General features: G+C 58.2%; 12 protein-coding genes. 11 read left to right on the forward strand and 1 reads right to left on the reverse strand.

Translation table 11 applies throughout. The features are described 5' to 3' along the window. Positions 1-15: 15 nt before the first annotated feature. The 11 genes from H6G13_RS28190 to H6G13_RS29710 all read left to right on the forward strand — a co-directional run bounded on the left by H6G13_RS28190 (position 16) and on the right by H6G13_RS29710 (position 20,708). Positions 16-510 carry a phage baseplate assembly protein V gene (locus tag H6G13_RS28190; protein WP_190489131.1) on the forward strand — a complete coding sequence of 165 codons (495 nt, stop codon included), beginning with the start codon at positions 16-18 and terminating at the stop codon, positions 508-510. Further along, entirely contained in the window at positions 510-833 is a 324-nt protein-coding gene (locus H6G13_RS28195) for a hypothetical protein (RefSeq protein WP_190489133.1), read from the forward strand. The genes H6G13_RS28190 and H6G13_RS28195 overlap by 1 nt, the downstream gene beginning before the upstream one ends. Then, on the forward strand, positions 833-1,198 hold the full coding sequence (locus H6G13_RS28200; protein WP_190489134.1) for a GPW/gp25 family protein: 366 nt from the start codon (positions 833-835) through the stop codon (positions 1,196-1,198). Before H6G13_RS28195 ends, H6G13_RS28200 begins: the two co-directional genes overlap by 1 nt. Beyond that, the gene (locus tag H6G13_RS28205) at positions 1,195-3,780 is read left to right on the forward strand and encodes a putative baseplate assembly protein (protein WP_199306946.1); all 2,586 of its coding nucleotides are present in this window, start codon (positions 1,195-1,197) and stop codon (positions 3,778-3,780) included. Before H6G13_RS28200 ends, H6G13_RS28205 begins: the two co-directional genes overlap by 4 nt. After that, positions 3,777-8,075, forward strand: a complete 4,299-nt coding sequence (locus H6G13_RS28210; RefSeq protein WP_190489135.1) for a putative baseplate assembly protein — start codon at positions 3,777-3,779, stop codon at positions 8,073-8,075. The genes H6G13_RS28205 and H6G13_RS28210 overlap by 4 nt, the downstream gene beginning before the upstream one ends. After that, the gene (locus H6G13_RS28215; RefSeq protein WP_190489136.1) at positions 8,072-10,792 is read left to right on the forward strand and encodes a hypothetical protein; all 2,721 of its coding nucleotides are present in this window, start codon (positions 8,072-8,074) and stop codon (positions 10,790-10,792) included. The genes H6G13_RS28210 and H6G13_RS28215 overlap by 4 nt, the downstream gene beginning before the upstream one ends. A gap of 11 nt (positions 10,793-10,803) precedes the next feature. Further along, positions 10,804-12,294: a DUF6519 domain-containing protein gene (locus H6G13_RS28220; protein ID WP_190489137.1), complete on the forward strand. Its 1,491-nt coding sequence runs from the start codon at positions 10,804-10,806 to the stop codon at positions 12,292-12,294. 37 nt (positions 12,295-12,331) lie between these two features. Further along, a complete protein-coding gene (locus H6G13_RS28225; protein ID WP_190489138.1) occupies positions 12,332-15,022 on the forward strand; it encodes a HEAT repeat domain-containing protein in 2,691 nt (896 codons plus the stop codon). 80 nt (positions 15,023-15,102) lie between these two features. Further along, positions 15,103-17,286: a pentapeptide repeat-containing protein gene (locus H6G13_RS28230; protein WP_190489139.1), complete on the forward strand. Its 2,184-nt coding sequence runs from the start codon at positions 15,103-15,105 to the stop codon at positions 17,284-17,286. A 1,434-nt stretch (positions 17,287-18,720) separates the two neighbouring features. Further along, positions 18,721-19,164: a recombinase family protein gene (locus tag H6G13_RS29705; protein WP_347277547.1), complete on the forward strand. Its 444-nt coding sequence runs from the start codon at positions 18,721-18,723 to the stop codon at positions 19,162-19,164. Between the two features lie 8 nt (positions 19,165-19,172). Next, positions 19,173-20,708: a recombinase family protein gene (locus tag H6G13_RS29710; RefSeq protein WP_347277548.1), complete on the forward strand. Its 1,536-nt coding sequence runs from the start codon at positions 19,173-19,175 to the stop codon at positions 20,706-20,708. A gap of 233 nt (positions 20,709-20,941) precedes the next feature. Here the strand turns inward: H6G13_RS29710 and H6G13_RS28245 are convergent, their stop codons facing one another. Beyond that, a complete protein-coding gene (locus H6G13_RS28245; RefSeq protein ID WP_190489141.1) occupies positions 20,942-21,988 on the reverse strand; it encodes an IS4 family transposase in 1,047 nt (348 codons plus the stop codon). Positions 21,989-23,085: the final 1,097 nt, after the last annotated feature.

Genomic DNA, 23,085 nt, shown 5'->3' on the forward strand with positions numbered 1-23,085 from the left:
CCCTGGAGCACCGCCATGACCCCCCAAGGCCCCCCTTTCTACGGTAAATATCGCGGCATCGTTAGCGACAATCAAGACCCTCTGTTTTTGGGCCGCATCCGGGCCAAGGTACCCGACATCTACGGCGACCAGGAGAGCGGCTGGGCCCTGCCCGCCCTGCCCTATGGCGGTAATCAGGTAGGGCTGTTTCTGGTGCCGCCAACGGGTGCCCACGTGTGGATTGAGTTTGAAGGGGGCAGCCCGGAGTACCCAATCTGGACGGGGTGCTTTTGGGCTCAGGGAGAAGTGCCCGCCACGCCTGCCCTACCCGCCGTCAAGGTGCTCAAAACCGATGTTGGTACCCTCACCCTCGACGACACTCCCGGCATTGGCGGCATCACCCTGGAAACCACGGCGGGCATGAAAATTGCCCTGACGGCCACGGGCATTGAGATCAGCAACGGCCAGGGCAGCATTCAGCTTACCGGGCCGCAGATTTCTTTTAACAATGGCGCGCTGGAGGTGACCTAATGCCGGGCTATCTACTTCATCAAGGGGCAACGGTTTTGTGCATGCACGCGGGGCAGGCGCAGCCTGTGGTTGCCAACCCCAGAGTCAAAGTCAGCGGCCAGCCGATTGTTACCCAGTCCAGCAGCTACACGGTGGCGGGCTGCACCCTACCACCGCCCACGGCGGGTAATGGCCCCTGCGTTACTGCCCAGTGGATTACAGCGGCCACGCGGGTTCGCGCTAGCGGGGTGCCCGTGCTGCTGCAGGACAGCCAGGCCATCTGTGCGCCTACAGGTACGGGGCTCAACATTGCAATGACCCAACTTCGGGTGAAGGGGATGTAATGGCAACTAATTTGGATTTTCCGTTTCGCTTCGACGCTCTGGGGCGCACCGCTGCCCCCTCTGCAGATGGCCACATTCGCAACCTGATTGAGCAACTGCTGTTTACAAATCCGGGGGAGCGGGTGAATCGGCCCCAGTTCGGCAGCGGTCTGCTGCAGCTCATCTTTGCCCCCAACAGCCCCGAACTGGCCACGGCCCTGCAGTTCACTCTAAAAGCAGCCCTGCAGCGCTGGCTGGGCGACCTGATTGAGGTGCAGGGGCTGGAGGTGCAAAGCCAGGACTCGACTCTGCGCATAGTGGTGCAGTACAGCGTGCGCCGCACAGGTGAGCAGCGCCAGGACGTCTTCGAGCGAGGTGCGCTATGACCCCGACCCACCTGACCCCAAACACCTTGACCTGCCAGAATGAGCAGCGCCGCCATGCCGTTCGCCGCCAAGGGCGCAACGGGCTGGACTACCTGGAGGTGGGTGAGAACTTGCGATCGCTCACGGTCTATTTCATTGGACCAGTGCCTCAAGATTTGCGGCCAGAGAACTTTCAAATCAAGGGCGGAGCCCGCATCCGCAACCTTCAGGTAACAGGGCTGGATCTCAGCTTGCAACACGATTCAACCCTCGACAGCAGCCTCACTGTGCGGGTAGACCGGGTGGGGGACTTTTCGCCCTACACGCTTCATTTGGTGGCACTGGACGAAGAGGGCCGCCCCACCGATCTACCCCACCCCGACTTCGACTCCCGCTATGCCCAGCTCACCTTTAGCTTTAAGGCGGGCTGCCCCAGCGATTTGGACTGTCAGCCGCTACCCTGCCCGCCGCCGACCTACCAGGAGCCAGAAATCAGCTACCTGGCCAAAGACTACGCCAGCTTCCGCCAACTCATCCTCGACCGCCTCAGTCTGCTGATGCCGGACTGGCAGGAGCGCCACGTACCCGACCTGGGCATTACCCTGGTGGAGCTGCTGGCCTACGTGGGCGATCAGCTCAGCTACTACCAGGATGCGGTGGCTACCGAAGCCTACCTGGATACTGCTCGCCAGCGGATCTCGGTGCGCCGCCACACCCGGCTAATCGACTACCCTCTGCACGAAGGCTGCAACGCTCGCACCTGGGTGCAGATCATGTTGCGGGGAAGTCCTAAAGAAACGCTGCAGGCGGCAGATACCTACTTCATCACCCGCTACCCCACCGCGCCCGCTGCCGGAACTATTCTCAGCAGTGAAGCCCTGCTGTCGGTGCCATCCGACGCCTATGAGGTCTTTGAGCCTCTGGGCGAGCAGGAGATTACCCTTTATGAGGCCCACAACGAAATTCAGCTCTACACCTGGGGCGATCGCCAGTGCTGTTTGCCCCAGGGAGCGACTTCAGCCACCTTCTTAGATGAATGGGATGTCTCAGAGGTAACCCCCTCCAGACAGGTCGACGGCTGCGGCGAACCTGACCCAGTACCACGTCCCTCTCCTACACGCAAACTCCATCTCTCCCCAGGGGACATCTTGATCCTTGAAGAGGTGTTGGGGCCGACTACAGGCGTGGCGGCTGACGCTAACCCAGCCCACCGCTACGCCGTGCGCCTAGTGCGGGTTATACCTACCACCGATCCGGTTTATACCGATGCGGCGGGTCGGCCTGCGCCGCTGGTAGACGTTGAGTGGGAAGTGGCTGATGCTCTGCCGTTTTCCCTATGTATTTCGGCCGTGGGGCCTGCGCCTGAGTGCCGACTGCTGAGCCCGATTAGCGTGGCGCGAGGCAATGTGGTGCTGGTCGATCAGGGCCGGACCGTGAGCGGTGAATCTCTGGGCCGCGTTCCCACACAGACGGTGCTCGCCCAGTGCAGCGCTGAAAACTTTCCTACCCCAGCCCAACCGGGGCCGGGGCGCTTTACGCCTAGCCTGCGCCAGAGCCCCCTCACCTTCAGCCAGCCGCTGCAAAAGCTTCCGGCCAGCCAGATGCTGCGCCAGGATCCCCGTCAGGCTAAGCCCCAGATCGCACTGCACAATGCGCAAGGTACCTGGCAGCCCCAGCTCGACCTGCTGGCTAGCGGCAATCTGGATCGGCATTTTGTTGCAGAACTAGACGATGACGGACAAGCCCACCTGCGATTTGGCGATGGAGAACTGGGTGCTCTGCCTGCAGCGGGTAGCAAGTTTACCGCCACCTATCGGGTCGGCAATGGTGAGAGCGGCAACATTGGCGCTGAGACCCTGGCCTTTGTGGTATTGCACCAAAGCTCCGTCAACAGCGGCATTTACCTGGAGCCGCGCCATCTATTTGCGGCAGTGGGCGGCACTAACCCAGAGCCGCTGGAGCAGGTCAAGCTGTTTGCCCCCGGCACCTTCCGACGAGAGCTGCAGCGGGCCATCACGGTCCAAGACTATGCCGATCTAGTGATGCGTGACTTTGCTGGGTCTGTGCAGCGGGCAGCGGCCGAATTGCGCTGGACGGGCAGTTGGCCGGAGGTGCTGGTGGCGGTGGACCCGATTGGTCAAGCCGAAGCGGATCAGGCGCTGCTCGATGCGATCGCACAGCGCCTCTACCGCTACCGCCGCATGGGCCACGACGTGCTAGTACGCTCTGTCATCTCGGTGCCGATCCATGTGGAAATGACCGTTTGCGTGCAGCCCGACCACATTCGGGGCCATGTCAAGGCGGCCCTGCTGGAGGCCCTCAGTAACGGCACTACGGCCAAGGGCGACAAAGGCTTTTTCCACCCCGACCGCCTCAGCTTTGGCGAAGGCATCGCCCTGAGTCGTCTGGTGGCGACTGCTCAGACCCTCATTGGCGTTGAAAACGCTGTGGTTACCAAGCTAGAGCGACTGCATGAAGGGCCCAACGGCGAACTGGAACAGGGGCTGCTGCCCATCGGTCCGCTGGAGGTAGCCCGCCTTGACAACGATCCCAATTTCCCTGACAACGGCAAGCTCATTCTGCACCTGCGAGGTGGACGATGACCCCCAATTGCGACTGCTGCACTGGCCCCTTAGCCCTTTCTGGACGCGCTGGAAACCGCCCTGGCCTGAACGCTCTGAGCTACCGCTTGGGCACCCACGCCACCTTTCTTGATGCCCTACTGGCCCGACTCTCCAGCAGCGACTTGCCCGCCCTAGCCCATCTGCGCACGCGCGATCGCAACGACCCTGCGATCGCACTGCTCGACGCTTGGGCCACAGTGGCCGATGTGCTCACCTTTTACCAGGAGCGCATCGCCAACGAGGGCTACCTGCGCACCGCTACCGAGCGTCGCTCGGTGCTGGAGTTGGCCCGGCTGGTGGGTTACCGACTGCGCCCTGGAGTCGCTGCCAGTGTCTACCTAGCTTTCACCATGGAGCCGGGCTTTAACGAGAATGCCAGGGTGCCTAAAGGGACGCGATCGCAAAGCCTGCCCGCCCCTGGCGAAATGCCCCAGTCCTTTGAGACCGAGCAGAACGAGGAAGCCCGCACCGAGTGGAACCAGCTTCTGCCCAGACTGACCCGCCCCCAGTTCATCACTCTGAGCAATGCTGCACAGAAGCAGGACCTGTATTTTGTTGGCAGCGACCCCACGCTCAAAGCTAACGACCCGCTGCTGCTGGTCTTTGGCAATGGACCGGACCAGCAGGTGGTGCGGCAAATCCGGGCTGTTGAGGTGAGCCCAGACAAGCGGCGCACCCAAGTCAAACTGCTGCCGCTAGCGACTGAGCTGCCTCCTGCCCCGATTGAGGGCGAACTAATCGATCCCGTTGAAGCAAACCCGAGCGCAGCCGCGCCCAACAGTGCCTCACCGAACGCCTTCATCAGGACAACCAATTTCTCTCCATTTTCAACTGATACTCGCACTCAGCTAGAGGCCGCGACTGGGCGCATTAGCCGAGCCCTACCCACCCTCACCCAGGCAGCGATTAAGGCGCTCTCCCAGCCACCGTCGCTGCCCCCCGCAAATGCCAAACAGCTAAAGCGCTCTCAAAGCCAGGCGTTTGCTCCCGCCATCGACATCGCCTCCCAGCTGCTGGTCAACCTTAACCCTGCCCTTAGACCTACCCTTTACTCAGCCTGGGGCAGTACATCTGTCGAGCCCAAGAGCGGCCTTGCCACGGTTCAAACTATCGAAAAATTCGGCATAAAAGCGTCGCTTTTTGGCCACAACGCTCCCCTCAAACCTGTTTACGAGAACAACCAGGGGCACCCAATTCGCTACGAGGAGTGGCCGTTGACTAGGCCCTCTGAAATTGTTTGGAGAAGCCATATCACACCCGCCGAAGGACGAGCCCCGACAAGTAACCCTTCTCCTGCCACCCTTAACGTTTTGGCCGCTACTACTCAGGAAGACGCAGCCTCCCCGCCACTGCCGATCGCTCTACCCTTCAATAGCCCGCGCGTTACAACCCCGCTTGGGCAAACCACCACCTATCTGAGTGCCTCCATGAATCCTCAAGGGATTCAGGTTCGCTTTATTCATGCAGTTCCTGGAGTGGGACGGGTCGATGTCCAAGTCAACGAGCAGGTGCTCTTTGAGAACGTTGAGCCGCTGTCGGCAACCGACTATCAGGTTGTGCCCGTACCGACCCAGTCGATGACCGAAGGCACTTCCCTTATCGAGCTTGCTATTCAGGTCTTCAATACCGGAGAGCAGGGAGAGGGCTTCATCAGACAGTCGTTCACGGTTGAGGCAACCCCAGGACAAGCCTACGCTGTGATCGCTATACCACCAAGCCCTGGCGACGAGTTTTCCCAAAATCAAGTTGTTGTGGAGCCCGATGCTGCAGCGATCGACCGCACCCTCCAGGTGAAAGTCTTGCATGCAGCGACGAACCTAGGAACCGCGACGGTTCGCCTGGGTCAGGAGGGGTTGCTGGCAAATAATGAGCCGCTTACCTTTGGGAACTTTGCGATCGCGACCCAGACCTCCGCTTCGGGAACCTATACCCTCAGCATCGAGACAACGCTGAGAAATCAGCTCATCTCTCTGAATACCCCAGTGGCGCTCAAGGCTGGAAGTGCTTATCAAATCCTTCTCCTTGAAGGACAAACGGCAGCAACTCCCCTGGAGGTGAAAGTGTTAGAGTCGCCCCTGATGCTCGAAAACCAGCTTATGCAGCTGATTTTTGGGATTAGTGAGCTGCAGTATGAGTTTCGAGTCATCGGATTTGCCAACAATCGCAGCCGCCTCACTGTCCAAGCGATTAACGGCACAGTGCTAAGCCGCTCTTTTAGCCCTGGAAGAGTGCTCAGGGAGACTGTCAACGGCCTGATTTTAACGGTGCAAGGCGGCCTGCGCGTCGACAACCCCCTCGAAATCCGAGTCGAATTTGAAGCCACTGCTGGCCCCGTCGCTCAGAAGACTCTAGCGCTAGATGCTCAGTATGACCAGATTTTGCCGGGAAGCTGGGTCGTCATCAACCGCCCAGATCGGCAGATAGTTAGCAGGGTGCTTGGAACTCAGGCGATTTCTAAAGCGGAGTACGGCATCACCGGAAAAGTTACCCAGCTCACCTTAGACCAGCCGTGGCTGGATGCGAGCGATCGCACCTTAGCAACTCTGCGGCAAACGACTCTCTATGCTCAGAGTGAGCCGCTCGACGTTGCGGAGGAAGTCATCGATCCCGTTAATAACCCTATCGGCAGGATGGATGCAAACGCTGACGAGCCATTTGAGATTGAGCTGGCTCAGCTCTACGACGGGCTCAAGCCGGGTCGCTGGCTGATTGTATCGGGCGAGCGAGCCGATATTCCCGGAGCCCAGGGCGTGCGAGCCAGTGAGCTGGTCATGCTGGCTGGGGTGCGCCAGGGAGTCGCCCAGGTAGAGATGAGTCCTGCAACACCGGACGCTAACTTAGCTCCTGCTGCCGAAGGCGGAGAGGGGGGCGAAGAAGCCCCCGTTCAGCCCCAACTGATTGATCTTCCCGGCGATACGCCTCACAGCTTTTTACAGCTCGCCCAGCCTCTGGCTTACCAGTACAAGCGCGACACCGTCACTATCCACGGCAACGTAGTCAAAGCCACCCACGGCGAAACCCGCGGGGAAGTGCTCGGCAGCGGCGACGGCAGCAAGGCTTTGCAGCAGTTTGCCCTTAGCAAACCGCCCCTCACCTACCTTTCTGCGCCGACCCGCGAAGGCGTTGAGAGCACCCTGGAAGTGCGGGTCAACGACGTGAAGTGGCAAGAGGTCGAGAATTTAGCCTGGGCCAAAGACACCGATCATGGCTTCATCACCCGCACCGACGACGATGACAAAACCACGGTGGTCTTTGGTGATGGGGTGCAAGGGGCGCGGCTGCCCAGCGGCAGCGAAAACGTTAAAGCGGTTTACCGCGACGGCATTGGCCAGGTGGGTAACGTCAAGGCCGAGCAGATCAAGCTGCTGGCAACGCGGCCCCTGGGGGTCAAAGGGGTGATCAACCCGCTGCCAGCCACGGGTGGGGCCAACCGGGAAACTCTGCTGCAGGCCAAGCGCAATGCCCCGATGGCGGTGATGGCCCTCGATCGACTGGTTTCGGTGCAGGACTACGCCGACTTTGTGCGCACCTTCGCTGGCATCGCCAAGGCCGATGCCCAGGCCCTCTCCAACGGTCGCCGCGAGCTGATTCATCTGACTATCGCCGGGGCAGACAACATCCCCATTGAGAAAAACTCCGACCTGTATCGCAATCTCTGGCGGGCGCTGCGTCGCTTTGGCGACCCCTATCAACCGCTGCAGATTGATCTGCGAGAGCTGATGATTTTGCTGATTTCCGTCCGCGTGCGCATCCTGCCCGATTACCTCTGGGAGCCGGTCAAGGTAGCTATCGAAGCGGCGCTGTTTGACTATTTCAGCTTTGAGCGGCGAGACCTGGGGCAGGACGTGCTGATGAGCGAGGTGATCAGCACCATCCACCAAGTCCCGGGGGTGGACTACGTGGATGTAGACATTCTCGACAGCGTTTCTGAAACCGAGGCGGAAGACCCTGACAGGTTGGCGAACAAGCTGCTTCAGCTCGCCCAGCCAGACCTGTTTACACAGGAAGGGGCCTCTCCGATTAATCCAGAGCCCTTCTCCTCAGGCTCCTCCTCCTCAGGTTCCTCCTCGCCAGAGGACTCAAATTTAGAGGCGTTATCCCTAGAGGCATCATCCCCGGCGCTAGAAGCGCTCGCCCCTCAGCCGCGTCCCAGAATCACAGCCAGTCTGGCCCAGGTCAGTGAGGACGACAGCCTGACCATTCGGCCAGCCCAGCTCGCCATTCTCAGCCCTAACCTGCCCGAAACCCTGAAGCTGGAGGAAATAACCCTATGAGTTCTCCCTTGAGCGCCCAGAGCAACTCTGGTCAGGGCTCGAACCCTGACCGACTGTACCAACTTTTGCCCGCTATCTACCGTCACCGCGACGCCGAAGTCGGGGAACCCTTGCGGGCGTTGCTGCAGGTGATTTCGGAGCAGGTAGATGCCGTGGAAGGTGACATGGACCAGCTCTACCGCAACTGGTTCATCGAAACCTGTGAGGATTGGGTCGTGCCCTACATTGCCGATTTGATTGGCTATCGGTCGGTAGCGGCAGCGGGCACCCCTGGCGATATTGCCACGCCCAAAGGGCAGGCGCGCAACCGGGTGCTGGTGCCCCGGCGGGAGGTGGCCAACACCCTGCGCTACCGCCGCCGCAAGGGTACTCTGGCCCTACTGGAGCTGCTGGCCCACGATGTGGCGGGCTGGCCTGCACGGGCGGTGGAGTTTTACCAACTGCTGGGCTGGAACCAGGGGCTTAACCACCAGCGCCCGGATCAGGGCCGCACGGTGGATCTGCGGCAGGGGGAGGCGCTGTCGCGGTTGAACGGGCCGTTTGACCCCTTGGCCCATACCGTGGAGGTGCGCCGCATTACCGCCAAGCCCAATGTGGGTCGTTACAACCTGCCCAATGTGGGGCTATTTGTCTGGCGGCTACGGCCCTACTCGGTGACCCAAACCCCGGCTTACTGCCGCGAAGAGGTGGGGCCGCACTGCTACACCTTTAGCGTGCTGGGGAACGACACGGCGCTCTACACCCGCCCCAAACCCGAGGCGGAGCCGACCCACATTGCCGATGAGCTGAATCTGCCCGTGCCGATTCGCCGCCGCATGTTTGAAGTTCCAGTGCCCGATTCCGATAACGAAAAGATGGCGAACCTAGCTTACTACGGTGAGGGCAAGTCGCTGGCGATCTGGGCACCGGGCTGGCACGGCAGCACCGCCATCGTGCCAATTGCGGCCCACAGAATTGTGCCTGCTGACCTGAGCGGCTGGCAGTATCGGCCTCGCCCCGGCTGTGTGGCGGTCGATCCGGAGCTGGGACGCATTGTCTTTCCGCCCAGCCAGTTGCCTCGGTACGGGGTGGTAGTGAGCTACCACTACGGCTTTAGTTCCGACATAGGTGGCGGTGAGTACGACCGAGATCTGGCGTCGTTTGTAAATCGCCCGCTGCTGAGCGTTTCAGATATTAAAGATGTGGCTCAGTGGCTGATTGACCTGAAGCGGTCTTCGGCGCTGTCGGACTATTTGCGATCGCACCTCTCCCCCACCACCCAAACTCAGCTAGAGGCCCAAGACGTGAGCGAACCCCCAGCGCCGGGGCTGCTCTCGGTCATTCTCAACGAACTCAACGCGCAAATGGCGGTAGTCAGGCTGTACGAAGACAACCGCTTTGTGATCCGGGATTTGCCGCGTCGCCTGTGGGAAATCATCCTGCAAGAGCCCACGGGCAGCGAGTTGATAGGGGTCAACCGCTGGCTGCTGGAAATTGCTTACCCCGATAGCCTAGCGAGGATGACCAGAACCTATCGAGTGCGGCAGGTGTTGGGCGCTGCCGCTGGTCCTGAGCCAGACGACGACTCGCCCCGATTCGACACCCTCACCGCTGCCATTGCCCAGTGGCGGGTCGAGCGGCCCCGCCAGGCCGCTATCGAGATTGAGGATAGCGGTGTCTACGTTGAGCAGCTCAACCTGGAGGTTGGATCAGGCCAGAGCCTGCAAATTCGCGCCGCTAACCACAGGCGGCCCGTCCTGCGGCTGCTCAACTGGTACACCGCCATGCCCGATGCCGTCAGCGTGGCGCTCCACCCTGGCAGCCACCTCCTGCTCGATGGTCTCATGGTCACTGGGCGCGGCATTCGGGTAAGTCAGGTGCCAGAGGCTCCAGATCTGGAGTATGGGGAGGCCCCAACGGTGAACATTCAGCCCCCAGCCGCTCAGACTTCCGTGGGATCTGACCTCAAGGAACAGGCCTACCTCTCTATTCGCCACTGCACCCTGGTTCCCGGCTGGGGTCTAGAGGCCAACTGCGACCCGCGCCGCCCTGCTGAACCGAGCTTAGAGCTAACCAACTTCCACGGCAGGGTAATGTGCGATCGCACCATCCTCGGCTCGATCCAGCTCAACCACGACGAGGTCGAGACCGACCCGGTGGCGATTGAAATTCGCGACAGCCTACTCGATGCCACCAGTTCGAGGCTCGAAGCGGTTGGTGCCCCCGGCTGCCCGGTGGCCCACGCCACCCTGCGGATTCTGCGCAGCACCGTGTTTGGGCAGGTGCAGACCCACGCCATTGAGCTGGCTGAAAACAGCATCTTTGAAGGCAAGATCACCGTGGCGCGATCGCAAATTGGCTGCATGCGTTTCTGCGCTTACATCAGGGGCTCACGCACTCCGCGCCGCTTCCGCTGCCAGCCCGATTTGGCTATTGCCGCCGTGGAGCAATCCCTTATGGCTCAGGCAGAACCGCCCTCAAATGAAGCTCTAGCCGATGCCCGACAGCAGGAGGAAGACCGGGTTCGTCCCCGCTTTACCAGTACCCGCTATGGCACCCCTGCCTACGGTCAGCTCTCTCTCCACTGCCCGATTGAGATTACGCGGGGAGCCGACGACGAATCGGAAATGGGCGTGTTTCACCACCTGTTTCAGCCCCAGCGCGCCGCCAATCTAGAAGCCCGCCTGAACGAATTTACCCCCAGCGGCATGACCGCCGCCATCCTCTACGCTAACTAGGAGCCATCACCATGCAAGGAGAACTTCGAGGCGACATTACCCGCGATACCTACAGCCCCCAAAAGCAGTTTCTGCGGGTGCTGATGCAGCAAGGACGGGTGCAGATCGATGCCGACTTTAACGAGCAGGTTTCCATTCTGCTGCACTACCTCCAGACCCTGGCCACCGACCTGATTGGCCCTTACGGCGTGCCTGCGGCAGCTCCTGGCTTTGAGATTGGGATCGATTTGAACGGCACTAATCTCAGGGACTTAACCATTAGTAAAGGCCGCTACTACCTAGAAGGATTGCTCTGCGAGAACGACACAAACACCAGTTTTGAGAAGCAGCCCTATTTCTCCCAAACTCCCGAGTATGACTACCCCGATTTTCCTTTCCTGGTCTACCTGGATGTCTGGGAGCGCCATGTGGATCATACGCAGGATGGCGACTCCGGTGCCAGCATTCGTGAGGTGGCCCTGGGTGGCCCTGACACCGCTACTCGCTCGAAGGTGATCTGGCAGGTCAGGCATACTCCCCGGATCCTCAGCGAGTCTGATACCGATCTGCGGCGAGTACTCGATCCCAATGCCCAAATTGGAGAGGATGAGCCTGACGAAGGAGAGCTTTTTGCTCTGATCAATCAAGCGGCAGAGCGCCTCAAAACTGATCCAGATATGCTCAAACGACTCTTAGGCCGCGCTGATGAACAGGGTCCCACGCTCAAAGCCAGAGCCGCCAAAAACAGCACGACCGCTCCCCACGACCCTTGCACCGTTGCTCCCGACTCCCGCTACCGAGGGGCCGAAAACCAGCTCTACCGGGTTGAAGTCCACACGGGCGGCGACGAGCCCACCTTCAAATGGTCGCGGGAAAACAGCGCTGTAGTCTTTCCTATTGCCTCGGCCCTTGGCCAGGTAGTGACCCTGGAGCACCTGGGCTACGACAGCCGCTTTAGCCTCAGAGAGGGTGATTGGGTCGAGGTCATTGACGATGCCTACATCTATCGCAATGAGCCTAAGCCATTGCTTCAAGTGAAAAAAATTGATCTGATCACCCTACAGGTAACGTTAAGCGCACCGCCTGACGGGACTACAGGGCGCGATCGCAAACTTCACCCCGCCCTGCGCCGTTGGGATCATAAAGCGAGCAACCCCAGTCTAGGCGGCAGCGCCATTGCTGCCGATGGAGCCCTGCCGATTCAGTTTACCGAAGCCGGAGATGACCGCTGGCAAACCCTAGAAAACGGTGTGCAGGTTCAGTTTCAGCCGGGCACTTACCGCCCCGGCGACTACTGGCTAGTCCCTGCCCGCACCGCTACTGGAAATGTGGAGTGGCCCCAGGAGCAGATGCCGGGTGCTAAACCCACGCCCCAGGCGCTGCCGCCCCACGGCGTCAAGCACTACTACGCGCCCCTGGCCCTGATTGCTGAGGATGACCAGGGTAAAATCCAAGCCGTAGACTGCCGTTACCTGTTTGCGCCGCTGCCCCCCGCAGCCCCTGCTGCGCCACCTGAAGCTTAATGCCGCCAGACAAAGTAATCGAAGGTAAGCTGGGCCTATGGTTGTCTCCCCCTATTCAAAATTCTCAGCGGGAGCCTCAGCAGTTGCGATCGCAACTCTCTTCCTGCTGAGTAGCCCTGCCAGCGCCCAGGCTGCGGCTTGCCCGCTCTTGCTGTCGGAGTCTACTGTCGATTTAGAAAGCACGTTTGCCTCCGCAGACCTGGCGACTTGCGGCGTTGAGACGGTACCTACTCTGCTGGCAGCATTAAAGCACCTAGACTGGCAGCAGCGAGCAGCAGCGGCTTACCTTTTGGGGCAACTCAGCCCTGAGGCGGCTCACGCCGTTCCTGCCCTTACAGGCAGGGCTGGCAGCTTAGGCGCACTGCAAGACGACCATCCCGCAGTGCGTTTTGCCGCCGCCAGAGCGCTGGGGCAGATGGGTTATACAGAGGGGGTAGATGCCCTGCTTCAAGCTCTAAAGGACGAAGACGAAAGCGTACAGGCTAGCGCGATCATAGCGCTGGCGCAGTTAGAACCGAAGACTGGTGCCGCCCTGCCCCGACTCTTTGAGGTTTTAGAAACGCGAGGTATTTACAATAGCTTTGCTCCTGATGCTTCCGTGCCGCCTTTAGGTCAACAAATTGACCTCCTGCAAACGCTCCTAGAAGACGGCAACTGGGCTGTGCGTAGCTTTGCTGCTGAATCTTTAGTTGAAATCGTAAAAAATCAACCCGATACCCTGGCGCATCTACAGTTTAGTCGTTTCCACCACAGCGGCCTAGTCCACGGGCTGAGGGGGAAGATTACACACCAAATTGGGTTAGCCCCTATGCTGTGGGCGCTTCAATCCTCTAACCCAAGGGCGCGTAGCACCGCTGCTGAAGCATTGGGAGAATTGCGCTCAACGGAGGCTGTGCCTGACCTACTGATGATTTTGAATGACCCAGATGAAGCAACCCGCTTTAATGCCATTAAAGCCTTGGGTCAAATTGGCTCGGCTGAGGCTGTGCCTGCTTTGCTTAATCAGCTACAGGCTGACAGTGTAGAGATTCGCCAGGCAGCCGCGACTGCTCTGGGACAAATTTCTGGCCCAGATTCTGTGGCTGCGCTTACGGCAGCGTTATCTAGCGACATTAGCGCCACTGCTGCCAAATTTTTGGGCACAGCAGGCGCAGAAACTGCCGTTCCAGAATTGCAGCAAGCTTTACAAAGGGCTACAGTCACTGTTGAGCTAACTGCAGAGGATCTGCGGTTAGACCCCTCTCGCTCTATCTGCCGGGCTGCCCCAATGGCACTGGGGCGAATTGGTTCTAGCGAAGCTGTAGAGATCTTGGTGGAAGCGTTGCAGCAAGAGAACTGGCTGTTGCGCAGATGCGTTTTAGAGGCGTTTGCCCAAATTTCCATGGAAGAGTCGTCTGAACCATTGGTTCAGGCCCGACGGCAATTGGTGCCGCTCCTAGTAGAAGCCCTACAGCAGACCTGGCCTTACGACCAGGAGATCTTCCATCAGACTTTTATGGAAAGCATTCGTATCCGCAAGGAAGCGGCCAGCGCTTTAGCTCTGGTGGATAGTGATGTGGTTCCTTATCTCATAGAGATGATTCCTCCTGAAACAGGCATTCCCATTTTTATTGAGCTGCTGCAAAATACCAGTGCCACAGGACATCCTTTGCCCCGGGCTACTTATCGGGATTACCGCGAGTACATTGGCCCAGCGGACGACAGACTCGTTGCGATCGCGCAAGCCTATTTAGCCGCAGCTCGTACCATTGTGGCACCTGTCTCAGCTGAAGCGCTCCACCCAGATTTGCCAGCGCCCGACTTAGAGGCAGCCATTCTGCTGTCCCCATACTTAGCCGATGACGCTACGATTAGCGCTCTAATTATGCTGCTGAGCCACGAGAATACTTCTGTCCGTCAAGAGGCTGCCGAGGCCCTGGGGCAATTGCGGGCAGCGGCAGCAGTACCTGGCCTGATGCAGCAGCTACAGGACAAGGATGATTGGGTTCCTGGCAGTGCGGCTATTGCGCTGGGGCGCATCAATACTCCAGTCGCCGTGCCCATGCTGGTACAGGCTCTAGATAGCCCCGTAGTGTTTACTCGAGCAGAGGCCGCTGCTGTTTTGGGGCAAACCGCTGATGAGACTGCGGTGCCTGGCCTAATTCAAAGCTTGCAGGATGAGGACTGGGAAGTTCGCCGCAACACGGCTACTGCCCTGGGGCAAATTGGCACCCCAGCAGCCGTGTCTGGGCTGGTCTCGGCCCTAGAAGATCCACAATTCTACGTTAGCTATGCCGCCGCTGAAGCGCTGGCCCAAATTGGCCCTGCCGCTGCGCCTGCCCTCCTAGCAGTGCTCGACCAAGCACCGCTGCCGCCTGTTTTACAGGTGGCCCTGCAAGACTATGGGGTTCAGCGTCGTCGCGCCGCCGCCTTTGCCCTGGGCCGCATGCTTGGCAACTTGGGGTTAACTGCCAACACTGTTGCTGTGGTAGACGGCCTAAGTGCCGTGGCGCTAAATTCCCAGGAGCATCCCGAAGTCCGGCGAATGGCGGCTGCCGCCTTAGCCCGGGTTGGAGTGGAGGCACCTGCAAACGATGTTGTGGCTGGCCCATCTACGTTGGTCTGCCAAGGCGTCGATCCTAATATTCACCTCTATGCCGGGCAGTGCGTCTACGAGGACGTTTTTCAAGGGGGCGATGGCCTCTACGAAATCTACGAATCGCTGCGAAAGCTGCTGAGGCGGCGATGATACTCAGGGGCTACTCTAAAATTACCTTACGCTAAAGCGCTCTGCACCGCTTGGTTCATCCCCTACTGCAAATTCTGGCCATGACTCGAAGCTATGCCCGCCAATCCCTTCGAGGTCGTTCCTTCAACGGGCAAGATCTGCGTCAGGCCGACTTTAGAGGGGCCGATATTCGGGGGGCGAACTTTAGCAATGCGGTGCTAGCTGGGGCGAATTTCACTGGGGTCAGAGCCGGACTGTCGCCTCTAGTCGTTCTGGGGCTGGGGGTTGCGCTGCTGCTGCTGCTGGCCCTGACCGGGTTTATTGTGGCCTACGGCAGCGCTTTTGCCGCCTTTGTCACCAGTCTTTTGGAAGCTCCAGCGACCGCAGGCCAGCGGTTGCTTCCTGGGGCGGCGCTGCTGACGCTGGCAATTTTTGTCTGGGTAACGCTGCGCCGGGGGCTAGGGGCCGCGCTGGGGGCATTTGCGATCGCAACCTCAGCCACCGTTGCAATTGTGTCTGCTCTGGGCACAGGTGATCTGATCGCGGCCTTACTAGTCACGGCAATGGCCCTAGCCGGAATGATTGCCGCCGTAATTTTGGGGGCAATCGTGCTGGCAATGCTGCTGGGGCTGGTGCCGCAGTGGGGCGTGGGGCTTGCGATCGCAGGCTTGGCCTTTGCCCTAGGGGCGCTGCCTGGCGGGGTGGAAGGGGTACAGGGCGCACCGCCAGAGGCCGTTGGCAATGCCCTCATAATTACAGCCATGACCGCAGTGGGGCTAGCCGTCCTAATTGGCTATGTTGGCCTGCGCACTCAGGGAGGCGACCCCAGGTACAGGCTCATTGGTCCCCTCGTAACCTCCCTCGGCAGCCGCTGGGGCACCTGCTTTCGAGGCGCAGATCTCAGCGAGGCTGACTTTAGCCAGGCCAGGCTGAGCCACAGTGACTTTCGCAGTGCCAACCTCAGCCGCACCCGCTGGGCTAGCGCCACCGGACTCGCCCAGGCCCGCGTTGAGCACACCTATTTAGCAGACCCTCAAACCCGTCAGCTAGTGATAACGCAGAACGGCCAGGGCCAAACCTTTGACGGTAAAGACCTGCGGCAGGTGAACTTGCAGGGAGCCCACTTGGCCGACGCCAGCTTCATCGGCGCTGACCTAAGCGAAGCCAACCTGGCCCAAACCGACCTGTCTCGCGCCAGGCTAGTGCGGGCTCAACTCTACCGCGCCAACCTGAGCACCGCCTGCTTTACCGGAGCCTACATTCAAGACTGGGGCATCTCGACTGAAACTCGTCTAGATCAAGTGGTTTGTGACTACATCTACATGCGCCTGCCCGACCGCAAGGATCCCGATCCCTGCCGCAAGCCTGACAACCGGGCTGAAGTCTTTCAGCCAGGCGACTTTGCTGACTTTATTACCCCCATTCTCAAAACCCTGGACCTGTATCAGCAGCAGCATATCGACCCGCGCAGCGTGGCCAAAACCTACAAGACCATCGACCTGTTTCATCACCAGGGGCTCGATCCTGGCGCAGCGGCCTTGGCCCTGCAGCAGCTTGCTACCCAGCACCCAGAGGCAGGTCTTGAGGTGCTTACCCTGGAGGGCCGGGGCCAAGACAAAATTCGGCTGCAGGCGCGGGTGAACGACCAGGCCGATCGTTCCCAGCTTAGCGCCCAGTATTTCGAGCACTACAGCCAGTTCAAGGCCCTACCCTACCCCGATTTGCAAGCGCTGCTGGCCGGAATTGCCGAGAAAGACAGCCAGATCCACCGCTTGGGAGCCATGCTAGAAACCGCCATTCAGCAGCCCCGCTTCTACGTCGAAACCTATCAAAACCAAGGAGAGTTTATTATGTCGCAAAGCAAGGGAAACATCCAAATCGGCGATGTGCAGGGCAACATCAGCGGCTTGGCCGCTGCCGGAGATAACCAGGCCATCACAGGGTCTGCCCTGGGCGACATTAGCGGCAGCGTGACTATGCTCATTGGCCAGCTGCCTGAAGCCTCCGAAGAACAGATTCAAATTAAAGCTTTATTAGCCCAGCTTCAAAGCGTCATTGAGTCTGAGCCAGCCCTCCCAGAAGAGGACAAAGCCGAAGCCTTAGAGCAAGTCAAGACCCTGGCTGAAGCCAGCTATAAGCCCGAAGATGGCCCCCTGAAAAAGTCGGCCAAAACCGCTCTCAAAATTCTCAAGGGCACTGCTGCCACCCTGCCAGATGCAACGGCTTTGGTGGAGGGTTTTAACAAACTGCTGCCTGCGATCGCAACCCTATTGGCTCTAATTTAACCTCAGTTTGGTTTAAGCAGCTTGTGGTAGAGCAAAGTCCAGATTGAGAGCGGGTGTCTTAGGTTAGTGGCAATAGGCAATCAAGCCGTAGAGCACATTAACCATGAAGTTGACCGGGCTCGGAAGTCGTCGACTTTGAGGTACCACCACCCCTGCGAGGGCTGGAAAAAGCCAAACAGATTACAGGTGCCTTCTTGTGTGTATTCTTCATAGTGCCCAAGAGCACTACCAGGTTCAGCGGGGATGGAGGTGTGGGTCTCGCCAACGAGCCGCACTGGTCGCTCGTCAAGGCAGACCACCGGAGCATCTGGGTCATAAGGTTGGCGGTACAACTCGGCGTGCAGCGATGAAACCGGAGCTCGCGTTGACAGTCAAAACCAGTGGGAATAGGTGTTTCAAAACGAGCAGGTGTGCCTGATGTGATTCGTCGGAGCGGGGGCAGGGGGTTCATTAATGAGGTAATAGCAGACCACCATCCCCAGGTGTGGGTCTCTGATTTATTCAGTTCTCAAAAGGCGCACCTGGCAGCACAGTGGCAAGTGTGTATGGCCCATCAACTGGGCGATTGCTAATATGCCATGATGCTGGCAATGATCTTTTCGCGCCTCGGATGAAGCGCCTATTGCTGCGGGCCATCGCTTTGCAACGGCAACGACAAAAACTAGCTCCCTCTACCGTCAAGCAATACTGCTCAAGGCTCAGAGGGCTCAGAGAGATCCTCAATCTCAAACCAAAGCAAGCTAATGGGCAAAAGTTGCTCAAACGCTACCTCAAGCTTCGCCATCATCTACTGCTCTTCCTTGACAATGAGACGGTGCCGCTGACCAACAACTCCAGTGAGCAAGCTTTGCGATGAAGCGTGGTCTTCCGCAAGGTCACCCATGGCTTTCGCTCCGACTAGGGGGCCGAGTTGTTCGCTTTGGTGCGTTCGCTCGTCAACACGGCTAAGCGCCAGGGTATTTCTGCCTTTGATGCCATTTCTCGCGCCCTTACTGCACAGCAGTCCGACTGGCTATTGGGTTAAGCAATTACCACAATCGTATACGTTGCCACGCCGATCACAGTCGTTCCTCTCGCTTTAGTTGCAAGGCTGCCACACCACAGCCGCTCTTGAGCACGTAATGCAGTCGTTCAATTTGCCAATCACAATACCCCTATACCACTAACAGTCTCCCAGTCCCCTATCTTGGGAATTGAAGCTCTGCTTGGTTTGGTTGCGCTCACCGCTCAATTCCAAACCACTGAACCCAATGCACATTCCCTAAGTACGGACACATCGCCATGTCTGGACCACTCCCCCCCCGCCTCCACATCCGGATCTCTCGCTGATTTGGCTGCATCTGCCAGCTCACAATCGCCAGCAGCTCCTGCACCTGATCACGCAACTGCTCGAAGCTCAGATCTCGGCCACACCACAGCCTCCGGAGGAGACCAATGAGTCAACAGCTTCTCTTTGACGGGCAGGGGCGGCGCTTTGACAAAATCTGTCCCCATCATCTCGATCGCTTAGCCGTCGTCTATGTTCGCCAATCGACAATGCAGCAGGTCGTCGAGCACCAAGAATCGACCCGCCTGCAATACGGCCTAGTCGATCGCGCCATTGCCTTGGGCTGGACGCGCGAGCGCATTCTCGTAATTGATGAAGACCTCGGCAAGTCGGCCACTTCCATTGAGGGGCGGCTCGGGTTTCAGCAACTCGTGGCCGAAGTGAGCTTGGATCACGTCGGGCTGATTCTCGGTCTCGATATCTCCAGGCTCGCTCGTCCAAGGATTGGCATCAGCTCCTCGAAATTTGTGCGCTCTTCAAAAGCCTCATCAGCGACCTCGACGGGGTTTACGACCCCAGTCACTATAACGATCGCTTGCTGTTGGGACTAAAGGGCACCATGAGCGAGGCTGAACTCCATACCCTCAAACAACGCCTCCACCAAGGCACGCTCAATAAGGCTAAGCGCGGTGAACTCCGCTTCCGCTTGCCCACAGGCTATCTCTACACGCCGACCGGAGAAATTGGCTTTGATCCTGACGAGCAGGTCCAACAGGTCATCCGGCTGATATTCCGCCAGTTTGAGCGTCTCGGCACGAGCGGGGCACTGCTGCAATATCTCGTGCAACATGACGTTCAGTTGGGCATGCGTGGCTACTGTGGCCGCGGCAAAGGTCAACTTGAATGGCATCGTCCCAACCGTATGACCTTGCAATGCTTGCTCAAGCATCCCATTTACGCTGGCGCTTACAGCTATGGACGCCGACAAACGGATTTAAGAAAACAACAGCCCGGTCGCCCAGCCACAGGCCGCGTGGTCGTACCGCCCCAGCAGTGGCATGTGCTGATTCAAGAACACGTTCCTGCCTATATTTCCTGGGAGCAGTTTCAGCGCCATCAAGCTCAACTCCAAGCCAATCAATCACAGCCACACCAGCCAGGAGCCATGCGCTCCGGTCCCGCGCTGTTGTCGGGTCTATTGGTCTGTGGCATCTGTGGCAACCGCTTAGCCGTTCGTTATACCAACCCCCAGCACTACAGCTACCAGTGCTACGCCCGTCGCGCTAACTACGCTGAGCCAGTATGCCAACATCTCGCAGGCCAATCCATCGACAACTTTGTCAGTCAGCAGGTGCTCGCTGCCTTACAGCCCGCTGCCCTCGAAGTCTCCCTCCAAGCCGCTGCTCAACTCGAACATGATCGGCAGCACTTGCACCAACTGTGGCGATCTCGTCTTGAGCGAGCGGCTTTTGAGGCCGATCGCGCTCAGAGACATTATCGGCTGCTCGAACCAGAAAATCGATTGGTCGCTCGTCAGTTAGCTCAGCAATGGGAGCAATCACTCCTCGCTCAACAGCAGCTCCAAGAAGAGCATGAGCGCTTTCTCCACCTTCTGCCACACACCCTCTCAGCCACCGAACTAGCCGCCATTCGCCAACTAGCACTCGATATTCCAGCCCTTTGGGATGCTCCCACCTCCACCCCAAATCAGCACAAAGCCATCATCCGTCAACTCCTCGAGCGCATCGTCATTGAGATCCAGGGAAACTCTGAACAAGTGCACCTGACCCTTCACTGGCACGGTGGCACCCAAACCCACCAGACCTTGATCCGGCCAGTTGCCAAGTTCTCTCAGTTGAGCTACTACCCTCAATTGTGCGACCGCATTCGCCAGCTGCGATCTCAAGGCCTCTCCACCCATGCAATCGCTCAAGACCTCAATCAAGCTGGCTTCCGTCCTCCCAAACGAACCCACACTTTTAATGCCCAAAGTGTGGCGCATTTACTGCGCTCACTCGGCTTGACCCAACCGGCTCCCCCATCTTTACCCACCACGTCACTCCAGCCCCACGAATGGTGGCTCACCGATTTAGCTGCCACACTCCAAATGCCGCCGGTCACCCTCTACTGCTGGCTGCGGCAAGGTCTTCTCTAGGCTCGCCAACTTGAGCCGCCCTCCCGCAAATGGATTGTCTGGGCCGATGACCACGAACTCGAGCGCCTCCACCAATTCCGCCACCGTTCTATCTCTGAGGAATCCCGCCAACGCTGGCGCAACCAACACCCCTGTCATCTAGATCACCCACCGCTTGACACACCCTGTCAATCAACCTCATGATCTTCCCCATCCCCATCGCTCACTCACTTTATCTATATCCAATCCTATCTTTATCCGAATTCATTCTTATCCAATTCGCACTGCTGGAGTCGCTTATGTCCCCTCTTATAGGGGTGCTGTGATTGGTTCAGCTCTATCAGCCAACGCAAAGCATATCTTCTCAGGTTCTCTTTCGCTGCCTCTAGGCTTCCTATCGACAGAGTCGTCAGCAGCATCCACTCTACTGCTGATTCCTTCTCGCGCCGCTTCTCTTCCTTGGCCAATATCACTGAAATTGGAATAGCGCCCAGATGCCCTTTCCCCTGCGGCGGTTGCAGCCACAGGTGCGTGTATCGCACACTCAGGGTTGCTTCGCGGGGCGCTCGTCTTGGGGTTCGTTGCAGCGCTATCGTCATCTCCCCAGATACCGCAATCGTTTCCATCACCTCAAACAGGGCTTTGATCTCGCTTGCGCCTGGTTCGCTTTTCGTACTGCGGTTTTGCGCTGCGCGGATTAGCAGTTCTGAGTTGACTCGGCGCGGGTGGGCAAACAACTCGTAGATATCCCCTTCACGGTCTGCTATCGTGATTACTCTCGTTGCTTCGGGCACTTGCTGTTGCACTGCTTCCAGGCTCTCCAACCACCGATAGCTTTCCTTTTCCTCTATTCCTCGCCGTCGGCCCGGGCGACGGCTCTGCATATCGCGGGTCCAGCTCTTCTGCTGAAGCACACCTAACGGCACTCCGGCATCGCTCACACATAGGGCTGTGTGCACTTTGATCCCTTTGCCTGATGGGTCGCTGATAGGACCTAATCCACGTGTACGGCGCAGTGTCGTATACACCAGATCGCTCGTCTCTTGACACACCAGGACCGTTTCATGGCCACTCAAGCGCATCACGGTACTCATCTGATGGCCACTCAAAATGCTCTCTGCCTTGATGCGTCGATTGCTCCAGAATCGGTACATGCCCCTTAACGCAGCCACATCTGGACTCGCTTCTGGCACGCTCTTATTCGGCTGCTCGTACAGCGCTTGCACCATCGCGATCAGTCGTTTCGTGAGCCGCGCATCGCCTAGTTCCGTTCCACTCAGTTCCGCTTCTACCCAGCTCATTCTTCGCTCCTTTTAGATGCACCAGTCCAGTCCCTTTGACACTACTGGTTTCACTTTCTGCCACATCTATTTGCCCTATTTCTCTTCATATCCTGCGGAAGTTAGGCAAATTCTTCGGGAGTTGACTATCTGCTGCTTCTTGATTGCCACTTTTTAATGCCTGCTGCCATCCATATTCACGCTCTAGTCGCTCTTTCTTCGATTTTTATCTGCTGAATAAATATTGGTGTAAGTTCTAGGTAAATATGCTCTCTGAGTCTGCACTCCAAATTTGTTGCAGATTCGTTACTAATTTTTAAGGGAAAGGCTCTCAAAAGCTTTCACTGCAATGCTTTCCAGTTTCCGCTTTCCTAATTTCCCTAATTCACCTTTCTACACGCTTCTTCTTCCCGCTTATTCCACTCCTTACAGAACTTCTCCTAATTCGTTGATCTTGATGTGAGTCTGAATAGCTTCAAGACTGGAAAAGACCGCTGGATCTAGCTTTTAAGGGCCTCTCAAATGTTAAGAAATATGCGTGTAATGCATAGGTGCGATTCGTTGGTCGAAATGAGTAGAAATGCTTAGGGATGACCGCAGGACTTAGAGCCTTCTCTGGGCCTGTAACTGAGTTCCCGTGATGGTGAGGCGGCTAATACGGCCTATTTTAGGCCCCATAGCTCGTCAAGTCCATCCCCATAAGTGCAGTGGTGAAAGCCTATTCCTCATGGGGGCGACTGATCCTCAAACCCATGACGCAGGAATAAAAGGGGGTAACTCAGAATCCGACTGAGAATCCCATCGAGCAGCTGGTCATGAGTAGGAACACGAACGCTCGTCTGAACCATCGTGATACACAACCAGCCTACTCGGATTATTGGCTGGAGACAAAATGTCAACGAGCCAGGGCTAGATAGCTCTATGCCTATCTAGATGCTGTGGAATGTCAACTGCCTTGGCAAACCGGTGACAATTACCTGTCTAGTTGCGTGAGTAGTTGACGCGCTAGAACGACAACTAAGCTGGAGCAAGCAGCGGCAGGTTCGGAAGACACAACAAACGAGCAGTTGCTTAAGGTAAGCAACCGCTGCTGAGTAAGAGCGAGTAGGGGCTAAACT

This window comes from Pseudanabaena sp. FACHB-2040 (assembly GCF_014696715.1).
Classification (GTDB): domain Bacteria; phylum Cyanobacteriota; class Cyanobacteriia; order Phormidesmidales; family Phormidesmidaceae; genus JACVSF01.